17 protein-coding genes are annotated in these 19,323 nt (G+C 45.1%); 10 read left to right on the top strand and 7 right to left on the bottom strand.

The window, feature by feature from the left end:
• Positions 1–27 precede the first annotated feature (27 nt).
• The 9 genes from AXF12_RS11940 to AXF12_RS09940 all read left to right on the top strand — a co-directional run bounded on the left by AXF12_RS11940 (position 28) and on the right by AXF12_RS09940 (position 10,399).
• Positions 28–1,338, top strand: a complete 1,311-nt coding sequence (locus tag AXF12_RS11940) for a pseudouridine synthase (protein WP_074860802.1) — start codon at positions 28–30, stop codon at positions 1,336–1,338.
• Positions 1,339–1,405: 67 nt separating this feature from the next.
• Positions 1,406–2,428, top strand: a complete 1,023-nt coding sequence (gene ruvB, locus AXF12_RS09975) for a Holliday junction branch migration DNA helicase RuvB (RefSeq protein WP_066430739.1) — start codon at positions 1,406–1,408, stop codon at positions 2,426–2,428.
• A 205-nt stretch (positions 2,429–2,633) separates the two neighbouring features.
• Positions 2,634–3,089, top strand: a complete 456-nt coding sequence (gene rplM, locus AXF12_RS09970; RefSeq protein WP_066430737.1) for a 50S ribosomal protein L13 — start codon at positions 2,634–2,636, stop codon at positions 3,087–3,089.
• Complete coding sequence (gene rpsI / locus AXF12_RS09965) at positions 3,089–3,475, top strand: 30S ribosomal protein S9 (protein WP_066430735.1); 387 nt, start codon at positions 3,089–3,091, stop codon at positions 3,473–3,475. Before rplM ends, rpsI begins: the two co-directional genes overlap by 1 nt.
• 135 nt (positions 3,476–3,610) lie before the next feature.
• The gene (rpsB, locus tag AXF12_RS09960) at positions 3,611–4,354 is read left to right on the top strand and encodes a 30S ribosomal protein S2 (RefSeq protein WP_066430733.1); all 744 of its coding nucleotides are present in this window, start codon (positions 3,611–3,613) and stop codon (positions 4,352–4,354) included.
• 94 nt (positions 4,355–4,448) lie between these two features.
• A complete protein-coding gene (gene tsf, locus AXF12_RS09955) occupies positions 4,449–5,402 on the top strand; it encodes a translation elongation factor Ts (RefSeq protein ID WP_066430732.1) in 954 nt (317 codons plus the stop codon).
• A 95-nt stretch (positions 5,403–5,497) separates the two neighbouring features.
• On the top strand, positions 5,498–6,580 hold the full coding sequence (locus tag AXF12_RS09950; RefSeq protein ID WP_066430731.1) for a bifunctional 3-deoxy-7-phosphoheptulonate synthase/chorismate mutase type II: 1,083 nt from the start codon (positions 5,498–5,500) through the stop codon (positions 6,578–6,580).
• Between the two features lie 29 nt (positions 6,581–6,609).
• On the top strand, positions 6,610–7,536 hold the full coding sequence (locus AXF12_RS09945; protein ID WP_066430730.1) for a Dyp-type peroxidase: 927 nt from the start codon (positions 6,610–6,612) through the stop codon (positions 7,534–7,536).
• A gap of 4 nt (positions 7,537–7,540) precedes the next feature.
• Positions 7,541–10,399 carry a DEAD/DEAH box helicase gene (locus AXF12_RS09940; RefSeq protein WP_066430728.1) on the top strand — a complete coding sequence of 953 codons (2,859 nt, stop codon included), beginning with the start codon at positions 7,541–7,543 and terminating at the stop codon, positions 10,397–10,399.
• 111 nt (positions 10,400–10,510) lie between these two features.
• On the opposite strand, the gene AXF12_RS09935 is transcribed toward AXF12_RS09940, so the two are convergent.
• The 6 genes from AXF12_RS09935 to rpe all read right to left on the bottom strand — a co-directional run bounded on the left by AXF12_RS09935 (position 10,511) and on the right by rpe (position 17,781).
• The gene (locus AXF12_RS09935; RefSeq protein ID WP_066430726.1) at positions 10,511–12,895 is read right to left on the bottom strand and encodes a YfhO family protein; all 2,385 of its coding nucleotides are present in this window, start codon (positions 12,893–12,895) and stop codon (positions 10,511–10,513) included.
• A gap of 29 nt (positions 12,896–12,924) precedes the next feature.
• Positions 12,925–13,203 carry a DUF4834 family protein gene (locus tag AXF12_RS09930; protein ID WP_066430725.1) on the bottom strand — a complete coding sequence of 93 codons (279 nt, stop codon included), beginning with the start codon at positions 13,201–13,203 and terminating at the stop codon, positions 12,925–12,927.
• Positions 13,204–13,301: 98 nt separating this feature from the next.
• Positions 13,302–14,144, bottom strand: a complete 843-nt coding sequence (locus tag AXF12_RS09925; protein WP_066430724.1) for a prephenate dehydrogenase — start codon at positions 14,142–14,144, stop codon at positions 13,302–13,304.
• On the bottom strand, positions 14,144–16,504 hold the full coding sequence (locus tag AXF12_RS09920) for a hypothetical protein (RefSeq protein ID WP_066430722.1): 2,361 nt from the start codon (positions 16,502–16,504) through the stop codon (positions 14,144–14,146). The genes AXF12_RS09925 and AXF12_RS09920 overlap by 1 nt, the downstream gene beginning before the upstream one ends.
• Before the next feature lie 7 nt (positions 16,505–16,511).
• Positions 16,512–17,105: a Uma2 family endonuclease gene (locus AXF12_RS09915; RefSeq protein ID WP_066430721.1), complete on the bottom strand. Its 594-nt coding sequence runs from the start codon at positions 17,103–17,105 to the stop codon at positions 16,512–16,514.
• A 31-nt stretch (positions 17,106–17,136) separates the two neighbouring features.
• Entirely contained in the window at positions 17,137–17,781 is a 645-nt protein-coding gene (gene rpe / locus AXF12_RS09910) for a ribulose-phosphate 3-epimerase (protein WP_066430718.1), read from the bottom strand.
• Positions 17,782–18,011: 230 nt separating this feature from the next.
• On the opposite strand from rpe, the gene AXF12_RS09905 reads away from it, so the two are divergent.
• The gene (locus AXF12_RS09905) at positions 18,012–18,503 is read left to right on the top strand and encodes a thioredoxin family protein (RefSeq protein WP_066430716.1); all 492 of its coding nucleotides are present in this window, start codon (positions 18,012–18,014) and stop codon (positions 18,501–18,503) included.
• A 59-nt stretch (positions 18,504–18,562) separates the two neighbouring features.
• On the opposite strand, the gene AXF12_RS09900 is transcribed toward AXF12_RS09905, so the two are convergent.
• Positions 18,563–19,261, bottom strand: coding sequence for a metal-dependent hydrolase (locus AXF12_RS09900; protein ID WP_066430715.1), 699 nt, complete (start codon positions 19,259–19,261; stop codon positions 18,563–18,565).
• Positions 19,262–19,323 lie beyond the last annotated feature (62 nt).

Below are 19,323 nucleotides of genomic sequence, written 5' to 3'. Positions count from 1 at the left end.
TAGAGATAAAGGAGAAGTTTAATTATTATGGAAAACAAGGATTACAGCCGTGATGGCTATTCGAGATCGCAAAAGGGCGATAACTACAAGAAAAAGCAGTATTCTTCTAACGGAAATTACGAAAAAAAGGACTACAACGGATCGTCTTCTTACAAAAAGAGCAATCAGAACACTTACAACAACGGTTCTTCTTACAAAAAGAAAGATTATGGTCAGGGTAATGGCTATAATCAGGAGCGTCAAGGGCAAAACTCGTATAAGAAGAAGGAATATAATGGCAATCCTTACGGGAATAAGCCTTATAATAATGGTAATCGCTATAATTCAGATAAGGGGGATAGCGGCTATAATGCCAATGGTAATAACAAGCGATACAATGCTGACAGAGATAGTAACTACAATTCCGATGGAAACAATAAGCGTTATAATGCTGATAGGGGTAATAATACTTACAATGCTGACAAGGGGGGCAATCGCTACAACGCCAATAAAGGAGATAACCGCAAGCCCTATAACCCTAATTTTAAGCAGAATAACGGCTACAAAAAGCCTTATGTGAAGAAGAATTACAACAATAACCGTTATCAACAGGAGGCGTATACCCCAGCTATTGAGGAGCAAGAACCTACTGAGATACGGCTTAATCGCTATATAGCCAATGCCGGTATTTGTTCGCGTCGTAATGCCGATGTATACATTGCAGCGGGCAATGTGACGGTGAATGGACAGGTGATGACTACCCTTGGCTATCGTGTGCAGCCCACTGATGAGGTGCGCTTTGACGGGCGACTGCTGTCGGGGGAGAAGAAGGAGTATATCTTGCTTAACAAACCCAAAGGATTTATTACCACTACTGATGATGAGAAGGGGCGTAAGACCGTGATGGACTTGGTAGCGAATGCTACACGGGCGCGTATTGTACCCGTAGGACGCTTGGATAGACCTACCACTGGTTTGTTGCTTCTGACTAATGATGGTGACCTCTTGAAGCGCTTGACCCACCCGTCGTTTGGTGTTAGAAAGATTTACCACGTAGCACTTGACCGTAAACTCGACTATAAAGATTTCTTGCAGATAGAAGAAGGTTTGGAGCTGGAAGATGGGTTTATCAAAGTAGATGAGATTAGCTATGTGGAGGGCAAGCCTAAGAATGAGCTTGGGATAAAGATCCATAGTGGGCGTAATAGGATTGTGCGTCGCATTTTTGAGCACTTGGGTTATAATGTGGAGAAACTCGACCGTGTGGTGTTTGCTGGTTTGACCAAGAAAGACTTGCCACGCGGGCATTGGAGACGGCTCACACAGCAAGAGGTTATTAACCTGAAGAACCTTAGTTGATAGGTGTGGGGTGTGAGGTCTGAGGTGATTGACCTTCTGGAAGCTAAGAGCTAAAAGCTATTTTTTGATGAATCAACATTTAGATCCGAATAAAGATAATTATTCAGCGCAGGAGCTTGATATAGAGCGCGCTTTGCGTCCGCTGTCGTTTGATGATTTTGCGGGTCAAGAGGCTGTGCTTGAGAACTTGCAGGTATTTGTGAAGGCGGCGAATATGCGAGGAGAGGCGCTTGACCATACGCTTTTTCACGGTCCGCCAGGTTTGGGCAAGACAACTCTGGCGCATATTCTTGCCAATGAGCTTGGGGTGGGCATTAAGATTACTTCGGGTCCTGTACTTGATAAGCCTGGAGATTTAGCGGGATTGCTTACCAATTTGCAAGAGCGAGATGTACTGTTTATTGATGAAATACACCGCCTTAGTCCTGTAGTGGAAGAGTATCTTTACTCGGCTATGGAGGACTACAAAATAGATATAATGATAGAGTCTGGGCCTAATGCTCGGACGGTGCAGATCAATCTTAATCCGTTTACTTTGGTGGGGGCTACTACGCGTTCGGGTTTGCTTACAGCACCGATGCGAGCACGTTTTGGCATCCAAAGTCGCTTGCAGTATTACACAACTGAGCTGTTGGCAGACATTGTGCAACGCAGTGCTTCTATCCTAAAAGTGCCTATTGAGATGGAGGCGGCTATTGAACTGGCGAGTCGCAGTCGAGGAACACCACGTATTGCCAATGCACTACTGAGGCGCATACGCGATTTTGCGCAGATTAAGGGTGATGGTAAAATAGATATTGAGATCACACGCTTTGGACTTAAAGCACTCAATGTGGATGCACACGGCTTGGATGAGATGGATAACAAGATACTGACCACTATCATTGATAAGTTTAAGGGAGGTCCTGTGGGGATTACTACCCTTGCTACGGCAGTGTCGGAGAGTGCAGAGACCATCGAAGAGGTGTATGAACCTTTCTTGATTCAACAGGGTTTTATTGTTAGAACACCACGTGGACGTGAAGTAACAGAATTAGCCTATAAGCACTTAGGCAGGGTTCATCCAGCACTTCAAGGGAGTTTGTTTTAACAAAAGTAAGAAATATCTTAAGGAATTTTTATTAGGTAAGTTTCTGTTTTTCAATTTATTTTGTCTTCAATTGAAGTGTATTGTGTATTTTTCTTTCCTAAAAATTTTGTGTATTTGATAAAAAGCTGTAATTTTGCGCCCTAAATTCAGGTACGAGTGTGCCTGAGCGTTAAAAAAGGAATGTTTAATTTTTAAAATTAGGAATGTGGATACATTAAGCTACAAGACAATTTCAGTGAACAAGGGCACTGCCAAGAAGCAGTGGGTGCTTGTCGATGCTGAGGGTCAAACGCTGGGTCGCCTTGCCTCAAAAGTAGCCAAGTTGCTGCGTGGTAAGTACAAACCTGAGTATACCCCTCACGTAGATTGCGGTGATAATGTGGTAGTTATCAACGCTGAGAAGATTAACCTCACAGGTAATAAGTGGGAAACTAAGGAATACCTTCGCCATACAGGCTACCCTGGTGGGCAACGCTTCGTAAAGGTAAAAGAAGCCTTGGTACGTTACCCAGAACGCATTATTGAGAAGGCAGTAAAGGGAATGCTCCCTAAAAACAAGTTAGGAGCAGCGATTTTCCGTAACTTAAAAGTGTACGCAGGTGCAGAGCACGCTCACGAGGCGCAGAAACCTGTGGCAATTAACTTAAATGATTACAAATAATGGAAGTAGTTCACACAATTGGTAGAAGAAAGACAGCCGTAGCACGTGTATACCTGAAAGAAGGTAACGGCACTATCACGGTAAACAAACGCGAACTTAATGATTACTTCACTACCCCAACGCTTCAGTACAAGGTGCAACAGCCATTTGGTTTGGTGGGTGCCGAAGGTGCTTTTGACGTAAAGGTGAACGTATGTGGAGGTGGTATCACAGGGCAAGCAGAAGCGATTCGCTTGGCTATTTCACGCGCATTGTGCGAAGTAGATGCTGAGCACCGTGCAGCACTCAAACCCGAAGGCTTACTCACCCGCGACCCACGTATGGTAGAACGTAAGAAATTCGGTCAGAAGAAAGCGCGCAAGAGATTCCAATTCTCTAAACGTTAATCGTGTATTGATTATATTAAAAAGATTGTTGTCGTTGTCCTCAACAGAAGAGGTAGTTTAGCATCCAAATGGCTGTGGCGGCGAGAAGCCTCACTCAGTCATTGCTAAATCAACGGAACGTAAACTATTAAAAAAATGGCAAATAACATAGAAATTAAAGATTTATTAGATGCTGGTGTGCACTTTGGGCACCTTACACGTAAGTGGAACCCTAATATGGCACCTTACATCTATATGGAACGCAACGGTATCCATGTAATTAACCTTTACAAAACCGCTGCTAAGATTGAGGAAGCAAATGAAGCCCTCAAAAAGATTGTTGCTTCAGGCAAAAAAGTGCTCTTTGTAGCCACTAAAAAACAGGCCAAAGAGGTGGTAGCAGCTGCGGCTGCATCGGTGAAGATGCCTTACATCACTGAGCGTTGGCCTGGTGGGATGCTTACTAACTTTGTGACCATCCGCAAGGCTGTGAAGAAGATGTCGTCTATCGACCGTATGAAGAAAGATGGTACATTCGACACCCTTTCAAAGCGCGAAAAGCTCCACGTAGAGCGTATGCGTGAGAAATTAGAGAAGAACTTAGGTTCTATCGCTGATATGTCGAAGTTGCCAGGGGCATTGTTCGTAGTAGACACGCTGAAAGAGCATATTGCTGTGAAAGAAGCACAAAAGTTAAACATTCCTATTTTTGCGATGGTAGATACCAACTCTGACCCACGTGAGGTAGACTACGTAATCCCATCGAATGATGATGCTTCTAAGTCCATCGAAAAGATCCTCTCTTATGTTACAGAGGCTATTAACGAAGGATTGGCAGGCAAAACAGCAGAAGCACCTGCTGAAACATCAGAGAACAAAGAGGCAGAAGCCGCAGAATAATTATTTAATAACCAATAATTAAAGTAATTATACTACGAGGCGTGCCTTAGTAGTGTAATTACTTTATTTTTTAACAACAAAAGGAGAAAAGAAAATGGCAAATATTACCGCCGCAGAAGTAAACAAATTAAGACAAGCCACAGGGGCTGGTATGATGGATTGCAAACAGGCTTTGGTAGAAGCTGAAGGCGATTTTGATAAGGCAATTGAAATATTGCGCAAGAAAGGACAAAAGGTAGCTGCTAAACGTGCTGACCGTGACTCAAGTGAAGGAGCTGTGATTGCAAAGGTGAGTGCTGATAGCAAGAAAGGAGCTATTGTATCGCTCAACTGCGAAACAGACTTCGTAGCTAAGAACGAATCATTTGTAGCTTTGGCAAAAGATTTGGCAGAGTTAGCCTTAAACCTTAACTCAAAAGATGAGTTATTAGCAGCTAACTATAATGGCATCACCGTTGCTGAGAAGCTCACAGAGCAAACAGGGGTAATCGGTGAGAAGATTGAAATTGGTGCTTTTGAGAAGTTAGAAGCTCCTTTCGTAGGCTCATACATCCACCACGGGAATAAGATCGCTGCACTCGTAGGGCTTTCAGCAGCCAATGCAGAAGTAGCTAAGAACGTGGCTATGCAAGTAGCTGCTATGGGAGCTGAAGTGCTATCCTACAAAGAGTTTGATGCGGCTTATGTAGCTAAAGAAACCGAAGCGCGTATTGCAGCGATCATCAAAGACAACGAAGAGTTGGCACGCTTGGGCAATCCACTGAAACACGTGCCTGAGTATGTGTCTTATGCACAGCTTACCCCAGAGGTATTAGCGAAGGCTGAGGCTGCTATCAAAGAAGAACTCAAAGCAGAAGGCAAACCTGAGAAGATTTTCGATAAGATCGTACCAGGCAAGCTACAGCGCTATATTGCAGACAACACCACACTTGACCAAGAGAAAGCCCTCTTAGACCAAGTGTACATCTCAGATGAAAGCAAAAAGGTTTCTGAGTATGTGGCTGCTAATGGTGTAGAGGTCGTAGGCTTTAAGAGAGTAGCGTTGTAAGAAGTAAATTTATATAGCTATAAAAACTCTGATATGCTTTGGTATGTCAGAGTTTTTTTTGTATCTTTGCCCTTTGTAATAAAGCATTATGAACTATGGAAGTTACCCAACAAAACAGACAATGGTTTGACGATCTGCACCTTACCCACCCACTGGTGATTGCAGGTCCGTGCAGTGCAGAGACGGAGAGCCAAGTGCTCGCAGTGGCACATCAACTGAAAGACACCCCCGTGTCGTTCTTCCGTGCGGGGATATGGAAGCCACGTACACGCCCCGGTATGTTCGAGGGCGTAGGCGCTTTAGGGCTCAAGTGGCTCGAACGCGTAAAGCGCGAAACAGGGCTGAAGGTCGCTACCGAAGTCGCCAATAAAGACCACGTGCACTTTGCCTTAGAGCACGATATTGATATGCTGTGGATAGGCGCACGCTCCACTGTGAGTCCGTTTATCATACAAGAAATCGCTGATGCACTGCGCGATACGGATAAGATAGTGCTGGTGAAGAACCCTGTGAACCCCGACTTAGCCCTATGGATCGGTGCCTTTGAGCGGCTACAGCTGGCAGGAGTAAAGCGCTTAGGGGCTATCCATCGCGGGTTTTCCACTTACGAGAAGACCAAGTACCGCAACATACCCGAGTGGCAACTGCCTATCGACCTGCAAAACAAGTTCCCGCTGTTGCCCATCATCTGCGACCCTTCGCACATTGGAGGCAAGCGCGAGCTCATCTTTGACATCTCACAAACGGCTTTAGACCTCAACGCTGCGGGCTTGATGATAGAAACGCACTGCGACCCTGATGCGGCTTGGAGCGATGCTGCTCAGCAGGTAACCCCCGCGCGTTTGGTACAGATATTGAACGACCTGCGTGTACGCAAGACTACCAACACGCAAGAGGACTATCAGACTGCCCTTGCGACTCTGCGCTCACACATCGACCTCATTGATGACCAATTACTTGACCTCTTAAAGAAGCGTATGGCAGTATCTGATGAGATCGGTAGCCTCAAGAAGGCGAATAATGTGGCTATCTTGCAGAACCAGCGTTGGCGGGAAATCTTAGACAAGATGATCGCGCGTGGGGCAGAGCGCAACCTCAGCAGCGAGTTTATCACCCTACTATTCAAAGCCATACACCAAGAGTCGATAGCGCGGCAAGAGCAGATACTGAAGCAGTAATGCCATAGAATTATTAAAACACTATTAGAATGAATTATCAGAACGTAACAGACCTACCCAATAACAATACCAGCTTCTTAGTTTACACTTTTAAGACAGGGGTTGAGAAGAAGTTAGTGAAGGATACCTTTGCACAAGTCTGTGCCTTGGTGACGAACCTCAACCATACGGTAACCAATCGGTTTCCAGAGGCGCAAGCCAGTTGCACCTTGGGTATCAGTCATCACGCGTGGTTATTGCTTGGTTTGCCTCAACCGCTTCCCAAAGAGTTAAAGTCTTTTGAGGCTATTGTAGGCAGCAAGCACACTGCCCCAGCTACAGAGGGTGATTTGCATTTTCATCTGCGTGCGCACAATCAGAGTTTGGTTCACGATATGCAGATGGCTATCACAGAATTGATGCGTTCTGTGGCAGATTGCGTTGTGGAGGTGCAAGGGTTTCGGTATTGGGATGGGCGTGCTATAATAGGTTTTGTAGATGGCACAGAGAACCCTCAAGGTGCTGACCGTGTGCGCTTTGCTGTAGTAGGGGAAGAAGATAAGAACTACCAAGGGGGGAGCTATCTCTTTGTGCAGAAGTATGTTCACAATATGGAGGCGTGGAAGGCACTGCCTGTATCAGAGCAAGAGAAAGTTATTGGGCGCAGTAAGGAAATGGATATAGAGATGGGCGATGAGGAAAAGCCTACTAATGCGCATTCTGCCTTGGCAAATGTTGGCGATGACCTAAAAGTGGTGCGCGATAATATGCCTTTTGTAGATGGGGTTACACACGAGGTAGGTACATATTTTATATGCTATGCCAATACTTTCAGTACAGTAGAAAAGATGCTCAACAATATATTCATTGGCAATCCTAAAGGCAATTACGACCGCTTGCTTGACTTTAGTACAGCACAAACAGGCACACTTTTCTTTGTGCCCTCGCTTGATATGTTAGACGAGTTTATGGGATAAATGAATGAGTTATCATCTCTTTTTTGACCTCTCTTACCACCCCGACTTCGATTTGCACCTGCCCACAGCCTACATTGCTGAGGAGCGGGCAGGCTATTGGCATCTCTTTAAGTGCGCTACCCCTGAGGTATTGCAAAGCCTACACTTGTGGCAGCCTTCAGAGGCAGCCGCTGCGGCTATTGCCTTGGTAGACGACTTACAGCCACCCGCCTTACTAAAGAAATACCTCAAGAAGGGCACTACCCTTGAAGAACTTTACCGCAACAAAGAGCACAAAAAGCACCTGCAAGAGCAGGTAGAGGAGCGCACCGCACAGCTCTTGCAGTGTGTGGTGGAGCAGCGTATGCCTCTCACGGTAGGTTATACCCACAGGGATGAGATTGCTAAAAAGCGCGTAGCGGTGAGTGATAAGGTGCTCACCCCCTCCTTAGAGTTTGAGAAAACGGCAGAGGGTATCATCTACCGCTTGTATCTCTTTGAGGGCGAGCAGCGCATCACCCCAAGAGAGGCGGCTATTGAGCTACTCAACAATGCCTATTGTTGGCTCGTGCTGGACGGCAGTTTGGTGCGTGTTGCCGACCTAAAAGCCTCACACTTGAAGCCTTTCCTCACGAAAGAGGCAACGCTCATCCCTGAGCGCAACATTGAGGAGTATTTTGAGAAGTTCCTCAAGAAGATACTGCGCAAAGTGCCTATCAAAGCTATTGGCTTTGCCGTGATAGAGCGCAAGGAGTTGTTGGGGGCTGAGCTGAGGCTATTGCACGACTTCTTTGCCAATCACTACAAGCTCACCATCGCCTTTGACTATGGGGGCTACACCTTTGAGAGCCAGCAACGCAAGGACACACAGTCCGACTTAGCCTTTGATGAACAACGCACCCCTAAGATATACCATTACCGCCGCGACAAAGAGGCTGAAGCTGTTTACCACAAGGCACTCACTCGCTTGGGCTTCGCTGAGGAGGAAGGCACTTTCTACCTCAAAGACAGCACAGACCCCTTTGCTACTTACGCAGCACTCTTCAGCCATCGCGCAGCACTCACGGAGGCGGGCTTTAGCATAGGTAAACTGCTGGTAGGGGGTAAGGAAATAGCCTTTGAAGCCCCTGTGCTCAGGCAGTCGCCCACCACTACTGACAATGATTGGTTCGACCTTAATATAGAGGTGCAGCTCGGCGACAGTCGTTTTCATTTTAAGGAACTCGTCGGCAACCTCAAGGCACAAAACCCCGTATACGAACTGCCCAATGGCAAGCTGTTTATCATTCCGCAGGAGTGGTTTGCGCGCTTTGGCACGGTAGTGAAGTACACCCAAGAGCGCGGAGGCAAGCTGCAATTGCCACGCAGCAACTACGCCCTGCTTGAGTCCTTACCTGAGCTACGACCTACCAGCTTGGTGCAGGAGGTGGACTATACCCCTTCACCTAATTTAAAAGCCACCTTACGTCCCTATCAGATAGCGGGCGTAAAGTGGCTTTTAGAGCATTATCATAATGGTATGGGTGCCTGCTTAGCAGACGATATGGGCTTAGGAAAAACACTGCAAACCCTCGCACTGCTCACTCACATCCACGATAGTTTACCTGAGCACCCTTCACCTTATGCCGACCTCTTCTCACAAGGGGAGCTACTGCGCGAACCTTTGCGTGTGCTCGTAATCTTACCCTCATCGCTTATCTTCAATTGGTATGACGAAGCTAAACGCTTTGCCCCACACCTAAAGTGCACCCAATACGTAGGCAGCAATCGCAAGGTGAAGCTCAACCGCCTCCAGCATTACGACCTCGTCTTCACCAGCTACCCCATCGTAGCTCTTGATGCCAAGCTATTGCAACGACACGAGTTCCGCTATATCATCTTAGACGAGAGTCAGCGTATAAAGAACCACACGAGTAAGACTTTTAAGGCTATCAACAGCCTGAAAGCCGCACACAAGCTCTCGCTCAGTGGTACGCCTATTGAGAACTCCCTCAGCGACCTATGGGCACAGATGCAGTTTATCAACCCCGACATCTTGCAGACTTACGCCTCCTTCAACAAGCACTTTATCACAGAGATACAGAAGAAACATAACCCCGTAGCCCTTGAGGAGCTGAAGACCATCATCAGTCCGTTTTTGCTTAGGCGCACCAAGGCGCAAGTGCTCACCGACTTGCCCGATATGGAAGAGCAAATCGCCTATTGCCCTCTTGCAGACGAGCAGCGCAAGTGGTATGAGCGGGAGAAGTCGAAGATAAGGAATGAGCTGTTGCATATCGAAGGGCAAGTGAGTCAGATTAGTGCTCTGAAGATGCTGATGCGCCTTAGGCAAATAAGCAATCACCCACGCTTAGCAGACAAAGAAAGCACCCTGCCCTCGGGCAAATACGAAGAGGTGATCAGCACCTTGCAGATGATTGTCAGTTCGGGGCAAAAGGCGTTGGTGTTCAGCAGCTTCACCACACACTTGCAGCTATATGAAGACTGGTGTAAGCAGGCAGGCGTAAAGTACGTTCACCTCAGTGGCAGCACCCCCTTAGCTGAGCGGCGTGTGGCAGTGAGCACCTTCCAGAGCGATCCCACAGTGCCACTCTTCTTTCTCTCACTCAAGGCAGGCGAAGTAGGGCTCAACCTCACCCGCGCCTCTTACGTATTGCTCTTAGACCCTTGGTGGAATCCCTTCTCAGAGCGACAAGCCATAGGGCGCGCCCACCGTTTAGGGCAGGAGAACAAGGTGAACGTCATCCGCTTTGTGAGCAAAGACACCATTGAGGAGAAGATCATCAAATTGCAGCAAGCCAAAGCCGCGCTCTCAGCCGAGTTGGTAGAAGAGAAAGCCATCATCAGTGAGGTGATGGAGCAGATGGAAGATATCTTAGCGTAATTAAAAACCACTATGTCAATGTACTTAGAGAATATGTGTTATTTCAAAGTGCAAAGATACGTTAACAAGTGGTATGTGTACAAAATAAAAGTTGTAAAAATATTGTCTTTACTATTTTCTTGGAGCTTTCTTAAATTGCCATAGTACAGCTCCTATAAGCCACAAGAGTAAAAGTACATTCCCAGCAAGAGCTATCTTACTACCTTTAGCCACTACTTCAGGCTCAAAGCTAAAGCGGATGGTGTGCTTGCCTGCTGGTAATGGCATTCCTCTCAAAGCATAATCTACACGATAAAAATGCGCTGGCTGCCCATCAATTGTTGCTTTCCAGCCGTGAGGGTAATGCGTCTCTGAGAACACTGCAAAGCCTTCCTCCTTATTATCACTTTGGTATTCAAGCATATCAGGAGTGTAATGTGTCAGCCGTATGGTAGCAGTGCTATCCACAGCAAAGGTCATCGGCTTGTCATAGTATTTCTTCACTACCAAAGCCTCTTCTGCTGGCTTAAAGTGCTCCAACGTTTTCATTACTGCATCATCACTATCCTTTACAATTACTTGCTTCACAAACCACGCGTTGCCCAATGCCTCATCGTTCTGCATCACCTGTTGCCCACCTTGTTGGTTGGGTAAGATGATATACTTCACATTTAGCATATTGAGCACCTCCATATTGCCTTTGGCGATCTGGTAGTCAAAAAGCTCTTGTACACGCTTAGGCTTAGCAGCGTGATAGCCCCCAATCGAATGATGAAAGTAGGAAGTACGAGCCCCATTAATACCTACCTGTGGCTCATATACACGATAATAGCCTTTATCTTTAAGGATATTGGTGTCAGCAACGGTTTCCTCAAAAGGATACTCCATAGTGCGTTTATCAACGAAATCCCCACTGCCTACATAGCGGCGTGCGACACCTCCTAAGTCAAGAGCTATCAATACTAAAAATGCGGTATAAAGCCCCCACTGTTGTATCTTCTTATATTGAAATAACAATAGGAATAATGCACTGAGTAGCATAAAGAAGGCAGTACGCAATAAATCAGCAGTATACATTGATTTTCTGTCTTCTATTACGCTATTTATAAAGTCCTCACCATAAGCCTGCGCATAAGCTACATCATTTACACCTTTAAACCCAAAAAATCCCTTGATGAGAAATAAAAATACCACGAATCCTAAGCTGATATAAAGCGTATGGAGTAACGGCTTTTTGTAATTCTCAGGCTCTTTTACAAACTTATAGAGGCCAATCATTGCTAAAAGTGGCACACAGAGTTCCAGAATAGTTTGGATAGATGATACAGCTCTAAACTTATCGTACATCGGGAAGTAATCAATCATTAAATCCGTAAGGGCTCCAAAGTTCTTACCCCACGAAAGTAATAATGACAGTACTACACCACTCACAAGCCACCATTTTACACGTCCTTTAACAATAAATAAAGCCAAGACAAACAAAAAGAAGACCACAGCACCTATGTATGCGGGTGCTGCTACAATAGGCTGATCTCCCCAATAGGTAGGTGCTCGATTTGCGTGCTCAGCAGGAACGCCTTTGAGTACCAAATTCTGATACGCCTTGGAGCTTTCACTTACCTTCTCGTGATTTGACCCCCCAAAAAGCCGAGGAACAATGAGGTTTAAAGATTCTCCAATGCCATAACTGTATTCGGTAATATAGTCTTTTGAAAGCCCTTCGTGCTCTTTTTTTGTTCCATCAGGGTTAAAAGTCAGTGTCGACTTGCCTCGGGTACTCCAAGCTGCATATTCTTTGGTAGCTAAAAGAGGGGTAGCATTAGCTAAGAGACTAACTACTAATGCCCCTACAAGCACAGCAATTGATGTGAAATATGGCTTTAATTGTTTCTCTTTAAAACTATTATATAAGTTTATAACGCCTAATACCCCTACTAATAGGAGCAAGTAGTAAGTCATTTGTGGGTGATTTGCATTCAGTTCCAGAGCTAAAGCCACGGCTGTGAGCAGTCCTCCCCAGAGATACTTACCCCTGAATACCAGTATAATACCTGCTAATACAGGCGCAAAATAACCAATAGCGTGTGCCTTAGCATTATGCCCTACCCCCAATATGATAATCAGATAGGTAGATAACCCAAAAGCTACCGCCCCTAAAAAAGCCGATTTATAGTCTACTTTCATCACTAATAGTAGCACATAAAACCCTATAAAATAGAGAAATAGGTAATCAGCAGGACGAGGCAAGAACCGAATAGTTTCGTCCAAGCCCTTTACGAAGTTATACGGATAGTGCGCTCCCAATTGATAAGTGGGCATACCTCCAAAGGCACTATTCGTCCAATAGCTCTCTTTGCCTTCCTCACTGCGATAGTCATTGCGCTCCTTAGCCATCCCCGTATATTGCACAATATCACTTTGAAAAATTGCCTTACCTTGCAATACAGGGTAAAAAAATGCTACTGCGATAACTGCTAAAAGCACTATCGCTACAATATGAGGTAAAAATCTTTTCACTGCTATAATAAATATTTTAATAATAAAACTTATATCTCCTCGTAATCAATGTACTCCCCAATCTGTTTCTTTACTTGTGGGGTCTTAGAGGATGATGGATCTATGGTCGTTTCTTTGTTTTCTGTTGTCTGTTGGTAAGGCCGTTGTTGTGCTTGTGTAAACTGCTGATTGATGCGTTGTTCTACCTTCCCAAGTAAATAACGCATTAGGTAAGGACCTGCTATGCGAAAGAATACTCGTAAGGCAATAATCACCAAAAGTATGATTAATAAGGTGTTTAAAAACCCTGTGAATGAAGCTTCTGCCATAAATTATTATATTTTAGAGTGATACTGAATATATTATTATTTCGTGCAAAGATACAAAAACAATGCCAATCCACCAAAAAAATAAGAAGAAAGATCTGTTACCCTTTGAGTACTTTCTTGATATAGTTGATGTCGCTGATGGTTTTTCTCAGTCCTGCGTCGTCGCTTTCGGCGATGAGTGTGCGAAACTTGGCTAAGTTCTCCATATACTCATCGAGGGTTTGCAGCACATTGTCGCGGTTTTCCAAGAAAATAGGGCTCCACATTGTGCCCGTACTCTTTGCCAAACGTACGGTGGAGGCAAAGCCTGAGCTCGCCATATCAAAGATCTGTGCCTCGTCTCGCTCTTTTTCAAGGACGGTCTGCCCAAGCACATAAGAGATCACGTGCGAGAGGTGCGATACGTAGGCGATATGGCGGTCGTGCTCCTCCGAAGGCATCATCTTTACGCGCATATTCAGCAGCTTACTGATGCTCAATGCTCTGTCAAGCAGTCGCCAATCCGATTGCTGTACGTCGCAGAGCACCATCACCTTGCCATCGAAAAGGTCGTAAATAGCTGCCTCAGGACCTGAGAACTCCGTCCCTGCCATCGGGTGTGCGGCTACGAACTGCGAACGAAGTGGGTGCGAAGCTACCTCACGGCAGATATTGCCCTTCACCGAACCGACATCCATCACTAAGGTTTCACTCTCTACGCAGTCTAACACCCGCAAGGCTACTTCGCCAATTTTGTTTACAGGCACTGCAATAATCACTACCTCAGCATTTTGCAAACCATCGTAAGTGGTTTCCTCATCAATAATACCCAGCTCTAAGGCTTTTTGCACATTGGCAGGGTCGGCATCAATACCTTTGATTTTGTAGTTGGCGCGCTTCTTGAGCTCTAAGGCAAGTGAGCCCCCAATGAGCCCCAGCCCGATAACAACTGCTTCTTTCATTATTTTCTAAAATCCTTTAAAGTGTAGAGGATGAGTTCTGTAGGGGTCTTCTCAGTGACTATCCACACTGATTTATCGTAATCTACATCAATATCAATAGGCGAAACACTCTCTAAGGGGAAGTCCTTTATGAGTGTACCATTTTCATCATAAAGATAGGCTTTTTGCTGTTTTTTATCGTTCAAAGCCACATAATTGATACTTCGGATACGGAAAAGACGCGGACGGTCATAATTTCCTTCGGGAAGCGTAAAGGTTTTATCACCAATAGAGAGTTGATTGCCCGAAAGAAGGGTGAAAACATAGGTATTACCTACTAAATAGTTGTTTTCACTGAGTTTTTTATCCTCCTGACGTATTTTTCCTCCTTCATCTATATGGATAAGTGCCCCGTTTGCAGTTGAAAACACAAAGTTGTTGTTCCAACACAGTGGCGGATTGTCTGAGAATTTGAACTGTTGCTTCACAGGGATACGTGTCTCACCATTGCGGTGCAAGATGTTAAAAGTGCCATTGTCGGAAGGGTATACCAAGTAATCTTTCTGATTGAAGCGGAAGTGGCGCGGTGTAAAGAGTGGCTTACCGTTGGTGCGCGAGAAGAAGCCTGGCACCTGCTGCCCTTTTCGATCCAAAAGGTGAAGTGTAGTGCCTTCAGCAAATAGAAAGCGATACTCTCTATTGCGCTCGTAGTCAAACACCTCCAATGGACTGATGCGCTCTTTATAGCTCAGTGGGAAGGGTGCTACGACATTGCCATTGCGGTCTAATATCCACACGGATTTCTCGGTGGTGAATGCCATTTGCAGAAAGCCATTCTTGAATAAATCGACTTGCTTGATAGGGCTGGTAATCTTGCCATCGAGTTTCTTTTTCCAGAGCAGACTACCGTTATTGCCTATCAAATAGAAGTTAAAATTGGCATCTTGCACTACGATTTCGCGCAATTTGGTGCGGTGGTTCAGCACAATGGTCGGTGGGGTGATCATCTCGGCATCTACTGTAAAGCGAAAGCGTTCGCGCATCTCGTCAGAGAGGGTGCTTTCGGTTTGGTGTTTGCAGACGAAATTCAGTACGTAGTAATCGTTCTGAGGGGTTTGTTGGAATACTGCCCAGCGGTAGTTCTGTGCAATGGCAGGATAAGCCGCACTGAAAGCGGGGGTATCGTAGAGATTAGTAATCCGCGTGAGGCTTACGTTCGAGGCAATATGCTTTTCGAGTAGGTCGTATGCCTTATTCGCAGTGAGCACGTCGCCGCGCTGGATGTCGCTCATCACCGCAATAAGTAGTTCTTTGGTCGGGGTGAAGATGAGGCACTGCTCGCTTACGCCCACATAGCGGGGCACAAAGTCTTCGGCAAAGGCAGTGAAGAACTTAAACGGTAGCTCGCCATTGAGCTCGTACATCGGGAAGTTATACTGCAAATCTTCAGAAAGCACGGGCAATTGCTGCAAAGCCTCATCAACATCAAAGCAGGAAGTGATGGCAAACTGCCCTTGAGGACTTTTGGCAATAGAAACCCCATTGATGGAAGTGCGAAAAGGGCTGTTGAGTGCATTCTTATCGCTGAGTGTAAGCTTTTCGCCGTCCTCGAAAGTGTAGGAAGTAAGTGCAGTGATGGAAGAAGGGAGTGCCGCAAGCACTCTGTTCTGATAAGGGAGTGTGTGCAGCAGCGGATCTACCGAAGTGCTATCCTTAGCGATGAGTGCCGTACCACTGAATCGGATGTCATTTTCCTCCAAAGAAAGGTCTAACTGCACCCAATCCTTAGTGTTCTTTACCACCTCACTGCCGAAGAATACCTTAAAGAAGTCATTAGCCCTATCCTTTTTGATAAAAAGATTAGCCACACAGTTCGTTCCTCCTACTTTTTGCAACTGTTGGAGGTTCTTTTGGTTCTCAGTGAGGGGTTTATCCTTCAATTGTGTGTAGATAGCTACATTTTCAGAGCTACTGATGATTAAATAACCGTCGTAAATGAGGTAATACCATTCCTTGCCGAATTGCGTTTGTCGCTTCACTTGGCTGTCAGCCTCCTTCCAAAGACTTTGTTTATCGGAGGTATTTTTCTTGGCAATCACCGTGAAGTGGTCGCCTGTGGAGAAGGCTGCCCATATATCGGCATTAGCGGGAATGCTCTGCACAAGTTTTGTCTCATAACTGTTGAGGCTCTGAGGGTTGCGCTCCTTCCAAAAGGCATTATTGGCAATGGCACTCAGGAAGTTGTTTTTGTCGTTAATTCGGAAAACTGCTTGTGTATCTTCAGGGAAAATAAAGGTAGCCCCTTGTGCCACTTTCTCTTTGTGAGAACAAGCCGCACACAGCAAAAGACTTATAATGCTAAAAAGAATGTACTTCCTCATCTCTCTATCAGATATTAAAAACCTTTTCCAATGGCAATGATAAGCCCTCAAAAACCACAGAGGCGATGTCGCCATCGTCCTTGTAATACGTGTCCTTCAGGTAGAAGTGTTTGCCTTCGAGCACAAACTGCTGAATGTACTTATCCCGCGGATTGACTATCCAATACTCGCGTACGCCATTTTCCTCGTAGAGTTTATATTTGATCTTCAAATCGCGCTTGCTATTGCTCAGCGATAGTATTTCCACCACCAAGTCAGGAGCTCCCTTGCAAGCGCGCCCCTTGCGCTTCTCTGGGTCGCACACCACGATGAGGTCAGGCTGCACTACTGTGGTTATCTCATTGTCCTTCTTGTCTTTATTCGTTAAAATAACATCTACGAGAGCCGCATAATATTTACAAGGTTTTCCATCGAAGAAAACATAGAATAACCCTGATAAATTAGCTGACACCGCCTGATGGTTTAGCGCAGGTGCAGGGCTCATCTTAAAGATCTTCCCAGCGATTAGCTCTACGCGCTCTTGGAGCTTCCACATCAGATAATCGGCATAGGTGTATACGCCATTGAGGTCTAACTGCTTTAAACTTACTATCTCTGCCATAATCAAATTGTTTTAATGTTATCACATCGGTTTATATCGCTTTAAGCTCAGCAATAGTTGCCACGGGGTCAGCACTTTTGAAAACGAAGCTCCCTGCCACTATGGCGTCTGCTCCTGCTGCTTTTAGCTCAGGGGCATTGGCGGTCGTTACCCCACCGTCGATCTCAATCAGTGCCTTGCTACCCGCTTGTGCGATGAGTGTTCGCGCTTGTCGCACCTTTTTGTAAGTGTTTTCAATGAAGGTCTGTCCACCAAAGCCAGGGTTTACGCTCATCAACAGTAGCACATCGATATCAGCAATGCAGTCCTCCAACAGACTTACGGGCGTATGCGGATTGAGTGCCACCCCCGCTTGCATTCCCTCGGCTTTGATAGCCTGCAAAGTGCGGTGCAGGTGCGTACAAGTCTCGTAATGCACACTCAGGATAGCCGCCCCTAACTCTGCAAACACACCAATATAGCGGTCGGGGTCTACGATCATCAGGTGCACGTCCAACGGCTTTTGGGCATATTTACCAATGGCAGCCACCACAGGCATACCATACGAAATATTAGGCACAAAAAGCCCATCCATCACATCGATATGGAACCAATCAGCAACACTGTGGTTCACCATTTCCACATCGCGCTGCAAGTTACCAAAATCAGCAGCTAATAACGAAGGTGCTACAATCATAAATTCTCCTTTAAGAACTGCAAAGGTAGTAATAATTTATTGAATAACGGCAAATGTGATATAGTTTTTCTTTCAAAAAGGAATTTCCCTTTGAAAGATATAGGGTGCCTTAAAGTGATAGAGTAGGGGAGTTATACCAATAGAATGCTTAATTTATAATAAAAAATCACTAACATTTGTAAGTGTTTAGTATTTTTATACTATATTTGCAGTCTCAAAATACTGTAAAAATGAAAAAATATCTACTTTTCCTTTTAGGGCTTTTTGCAACAGCACTCCCTGCAATGGCACAACAGACAGAGGAGATTACTCAAGAAAAAGCAAGGCTTCCACATCCTTATAACGTTGAGGAAGACGGTGATGCTAAGATTACTGAACTATTAAAGAAAGCTAAAAAAGAGCACAAAAAACTATTGGTACAAATAGGAGGTAATTGGTGTGTTTGGTGTTTGCGTTTCAATAATTTAGTAACCACAGATCCACAACTGAAAACAATCTTAGATAAGAAATATATCTATTACCACCTCAACTACTCTCCAGAGAATAAAAACCCTAAGGCTTTTGCTAAATATGGGAACCCTGGCGAAAAGTTTGGTTACCCAGCCTTCTTGATTATTGATAGCAAAGGGACCGTACTTTATACCCAAAAGAGTGAAGAGTTAGAAGAGGGGCGGGGTTACAGCACTGCCAAAGTAAAGAAATTCCTACAAGGTAGACTTTAGGTATAAAAAAAACATACTGATAATATACAATCAGTGTGTTTTTTTATGAGGTACTTACATCAAATCCTCAGATCTTCCAAATCCAAAGAAGCTCCAATCTCTAAGAGGTGAAGCCTCCTATGAGCATCAAAGAATTTGCGCTTTGAAGCCTCTTTGTCAATCTTAATCACAGGGAAAGTGTCGTAATGCACTCCAAGCACATTCACTACATCTACAAAACGCGCTGCTGTCAGTGCATCTCTCACCCCCATTGTGTAGTTGTTGCCTATTGGGAAAATCCCCAAGTTAATCTTGTACTGGTGGGGGATAATCGTCATATCCATATGCAGTGCAGTGTCTCCTGCAATGTAGATAGTCTCATCGTTATGGTCTAACAAAAAGCCCGCTGGGTTTCCTCCGTACGAACCATCGGGGAATGACGATGAATGTTCAGCCTTAATCATCTTGATCTTTACGTGCCCATCTACAAAGCGATGCGAACCACCGAGGTTCATTGAGTGTCCTGAAAGACCTCTTTTCTCAAAGTAATGTAATATTTCAGGATTAGTGATTAGCGTCGCTCCCGTATTTTTAGCAATAGCTTCCACGTCCAAGATATGATCCTCGTGTGCGTGTGTTATCAATATAAAATCAGCCTTGATTTTATGGATATCAATATGCTTAGCCAAAGGGTTGGCACTGATAAAGGGGTCTACTAAAAAGTATTTCCCAGCAGCTTCAATCTGTACACAAGCGTGTCCTAAGTATGTAACTCTCATAGTTCCTATATTTTATGTTTCATTAACGCTACAAATGTACAAAATACTTTTTAAATAACAAA

Origin of the sequence: Capnocytophaga haemolytica (assembly GCF_001553545.1) — a bacterium.
GTDB classification, from domain to species: Bacteria; Bacteroidota; Bacteroidia; order Flavobacteriales; family Flavobacteriaceae; genus Capnocytophaga; species Capnocytophaga haemolytica.
This window is presented reverse-complemented; position numbering and strand designations above follow the sequence as displayed.

Excerpts from the sequence above, each read along its gene's own strand:
- tsf (WP_066430732.1), top strand. The coding sequence starts at position 4,449 with ATGGCAAATATTACCGCCGCAGAAGTAAACAAATTAAGACAAGCCACA.
- AXF12_RS09930 (WP_066430725.1), bottom strand. The coding sequence starts at position 13,203 with ATGGCAGAAGCTTCATTCACAGGGTTTTTAAACACCTTATTAATCATA.
- AXF12_RS09940 (WP_066430728.1), top strand. The coding sequence starts at position 7,541 with ATGAGTTATCATCTCTTTTTTGACCTCTCTTACCACCCCGACTTCGAT.
- AXF12_RS09925 (WP_066430724.1), bottom strand. The coding sequence starts at position 14,144 with ATGAAAGAAGCAGTTGTTATCGGGCTGGGGCTCATTGGGGGCTCACTT.
- AXF12_RS09900 (WP_066430715.1), bottom strand. The coding sequence starts at position 19,261 with ATGAGAGTTACATACTTAGGACACGCTTGTGTACAGATTGAAGCTGCT.
- rpe (WP_066430718.1), bottom strand. The coding sequence starts at position 17,781 with ATGATTGTAGCACCTTCGTTATTAGCTGCTGATTTTGGTAACTTGCAG.
- AXF12_RS09915 (WP_066430721.1), bottom strand. The coding sequence starts at position 17,105 with ATGGCAGAGATAGTAAGTTTAAAGCAGTTAGACCTCAATGGCGTATAC.
- rpsI (WP_066430735.1), top strand. The coding sequence starts at position 3,089 with ATGGAAGTAGTTCACACAATTGGTAGAAGAAAGACAGCCGTAGCACGT.
- AXF12_RS11940 (WP_074860802.1), top strand. The coding sequence starts at position 28 with ATGGAAAACAAGGATTACAGCCGTGATGGCTATTCGAGATCGCAAAAG.
- ruvB (WP_066430739.1), top strand. The coding sequence starts at position 1,406 with ATGAATCAACATTTAGATCCGAATAAAGATAATTATTCAGCGCAGGAG.
- AXF12_RS09920 (WP_066430722.1), bottom strand. The coding sequence starts at position 16,504 with ATGAGGAAGTACATTCTTTTTAGCATTATAAGTCTTTTGCTGTGTGCG.
- rpsB (WP_066430733.1), top strand. The coding sequence starts at position 3,611 with ATGGCAAATAACATAGAAATTAAAGATTTATTAGATGCTGGTGTGCAC.
- AXF12_RS09945 (WP_066430730.1), top strand. The coding sequence starts at position 6,610 with ATGAATTATCAGAACGTAACAGACCTACCCAATAACAATACCAGCTTC.
- AXF12_RS09905 (WP_066430716.1), top strand. The coding sequence starts at position 18,012 with ATGAAAAAATATCTACTTTTCCTTTTAGGGCTTTTTGCAACAGCACTC.
- AXF12_RS09950 (WP_066430731.1), top strand. The coding sequence starts at position 5,498 with ATGGAAGTTACCCAACAAAACAGACAATGGTTTGACGATCTGCACCTT.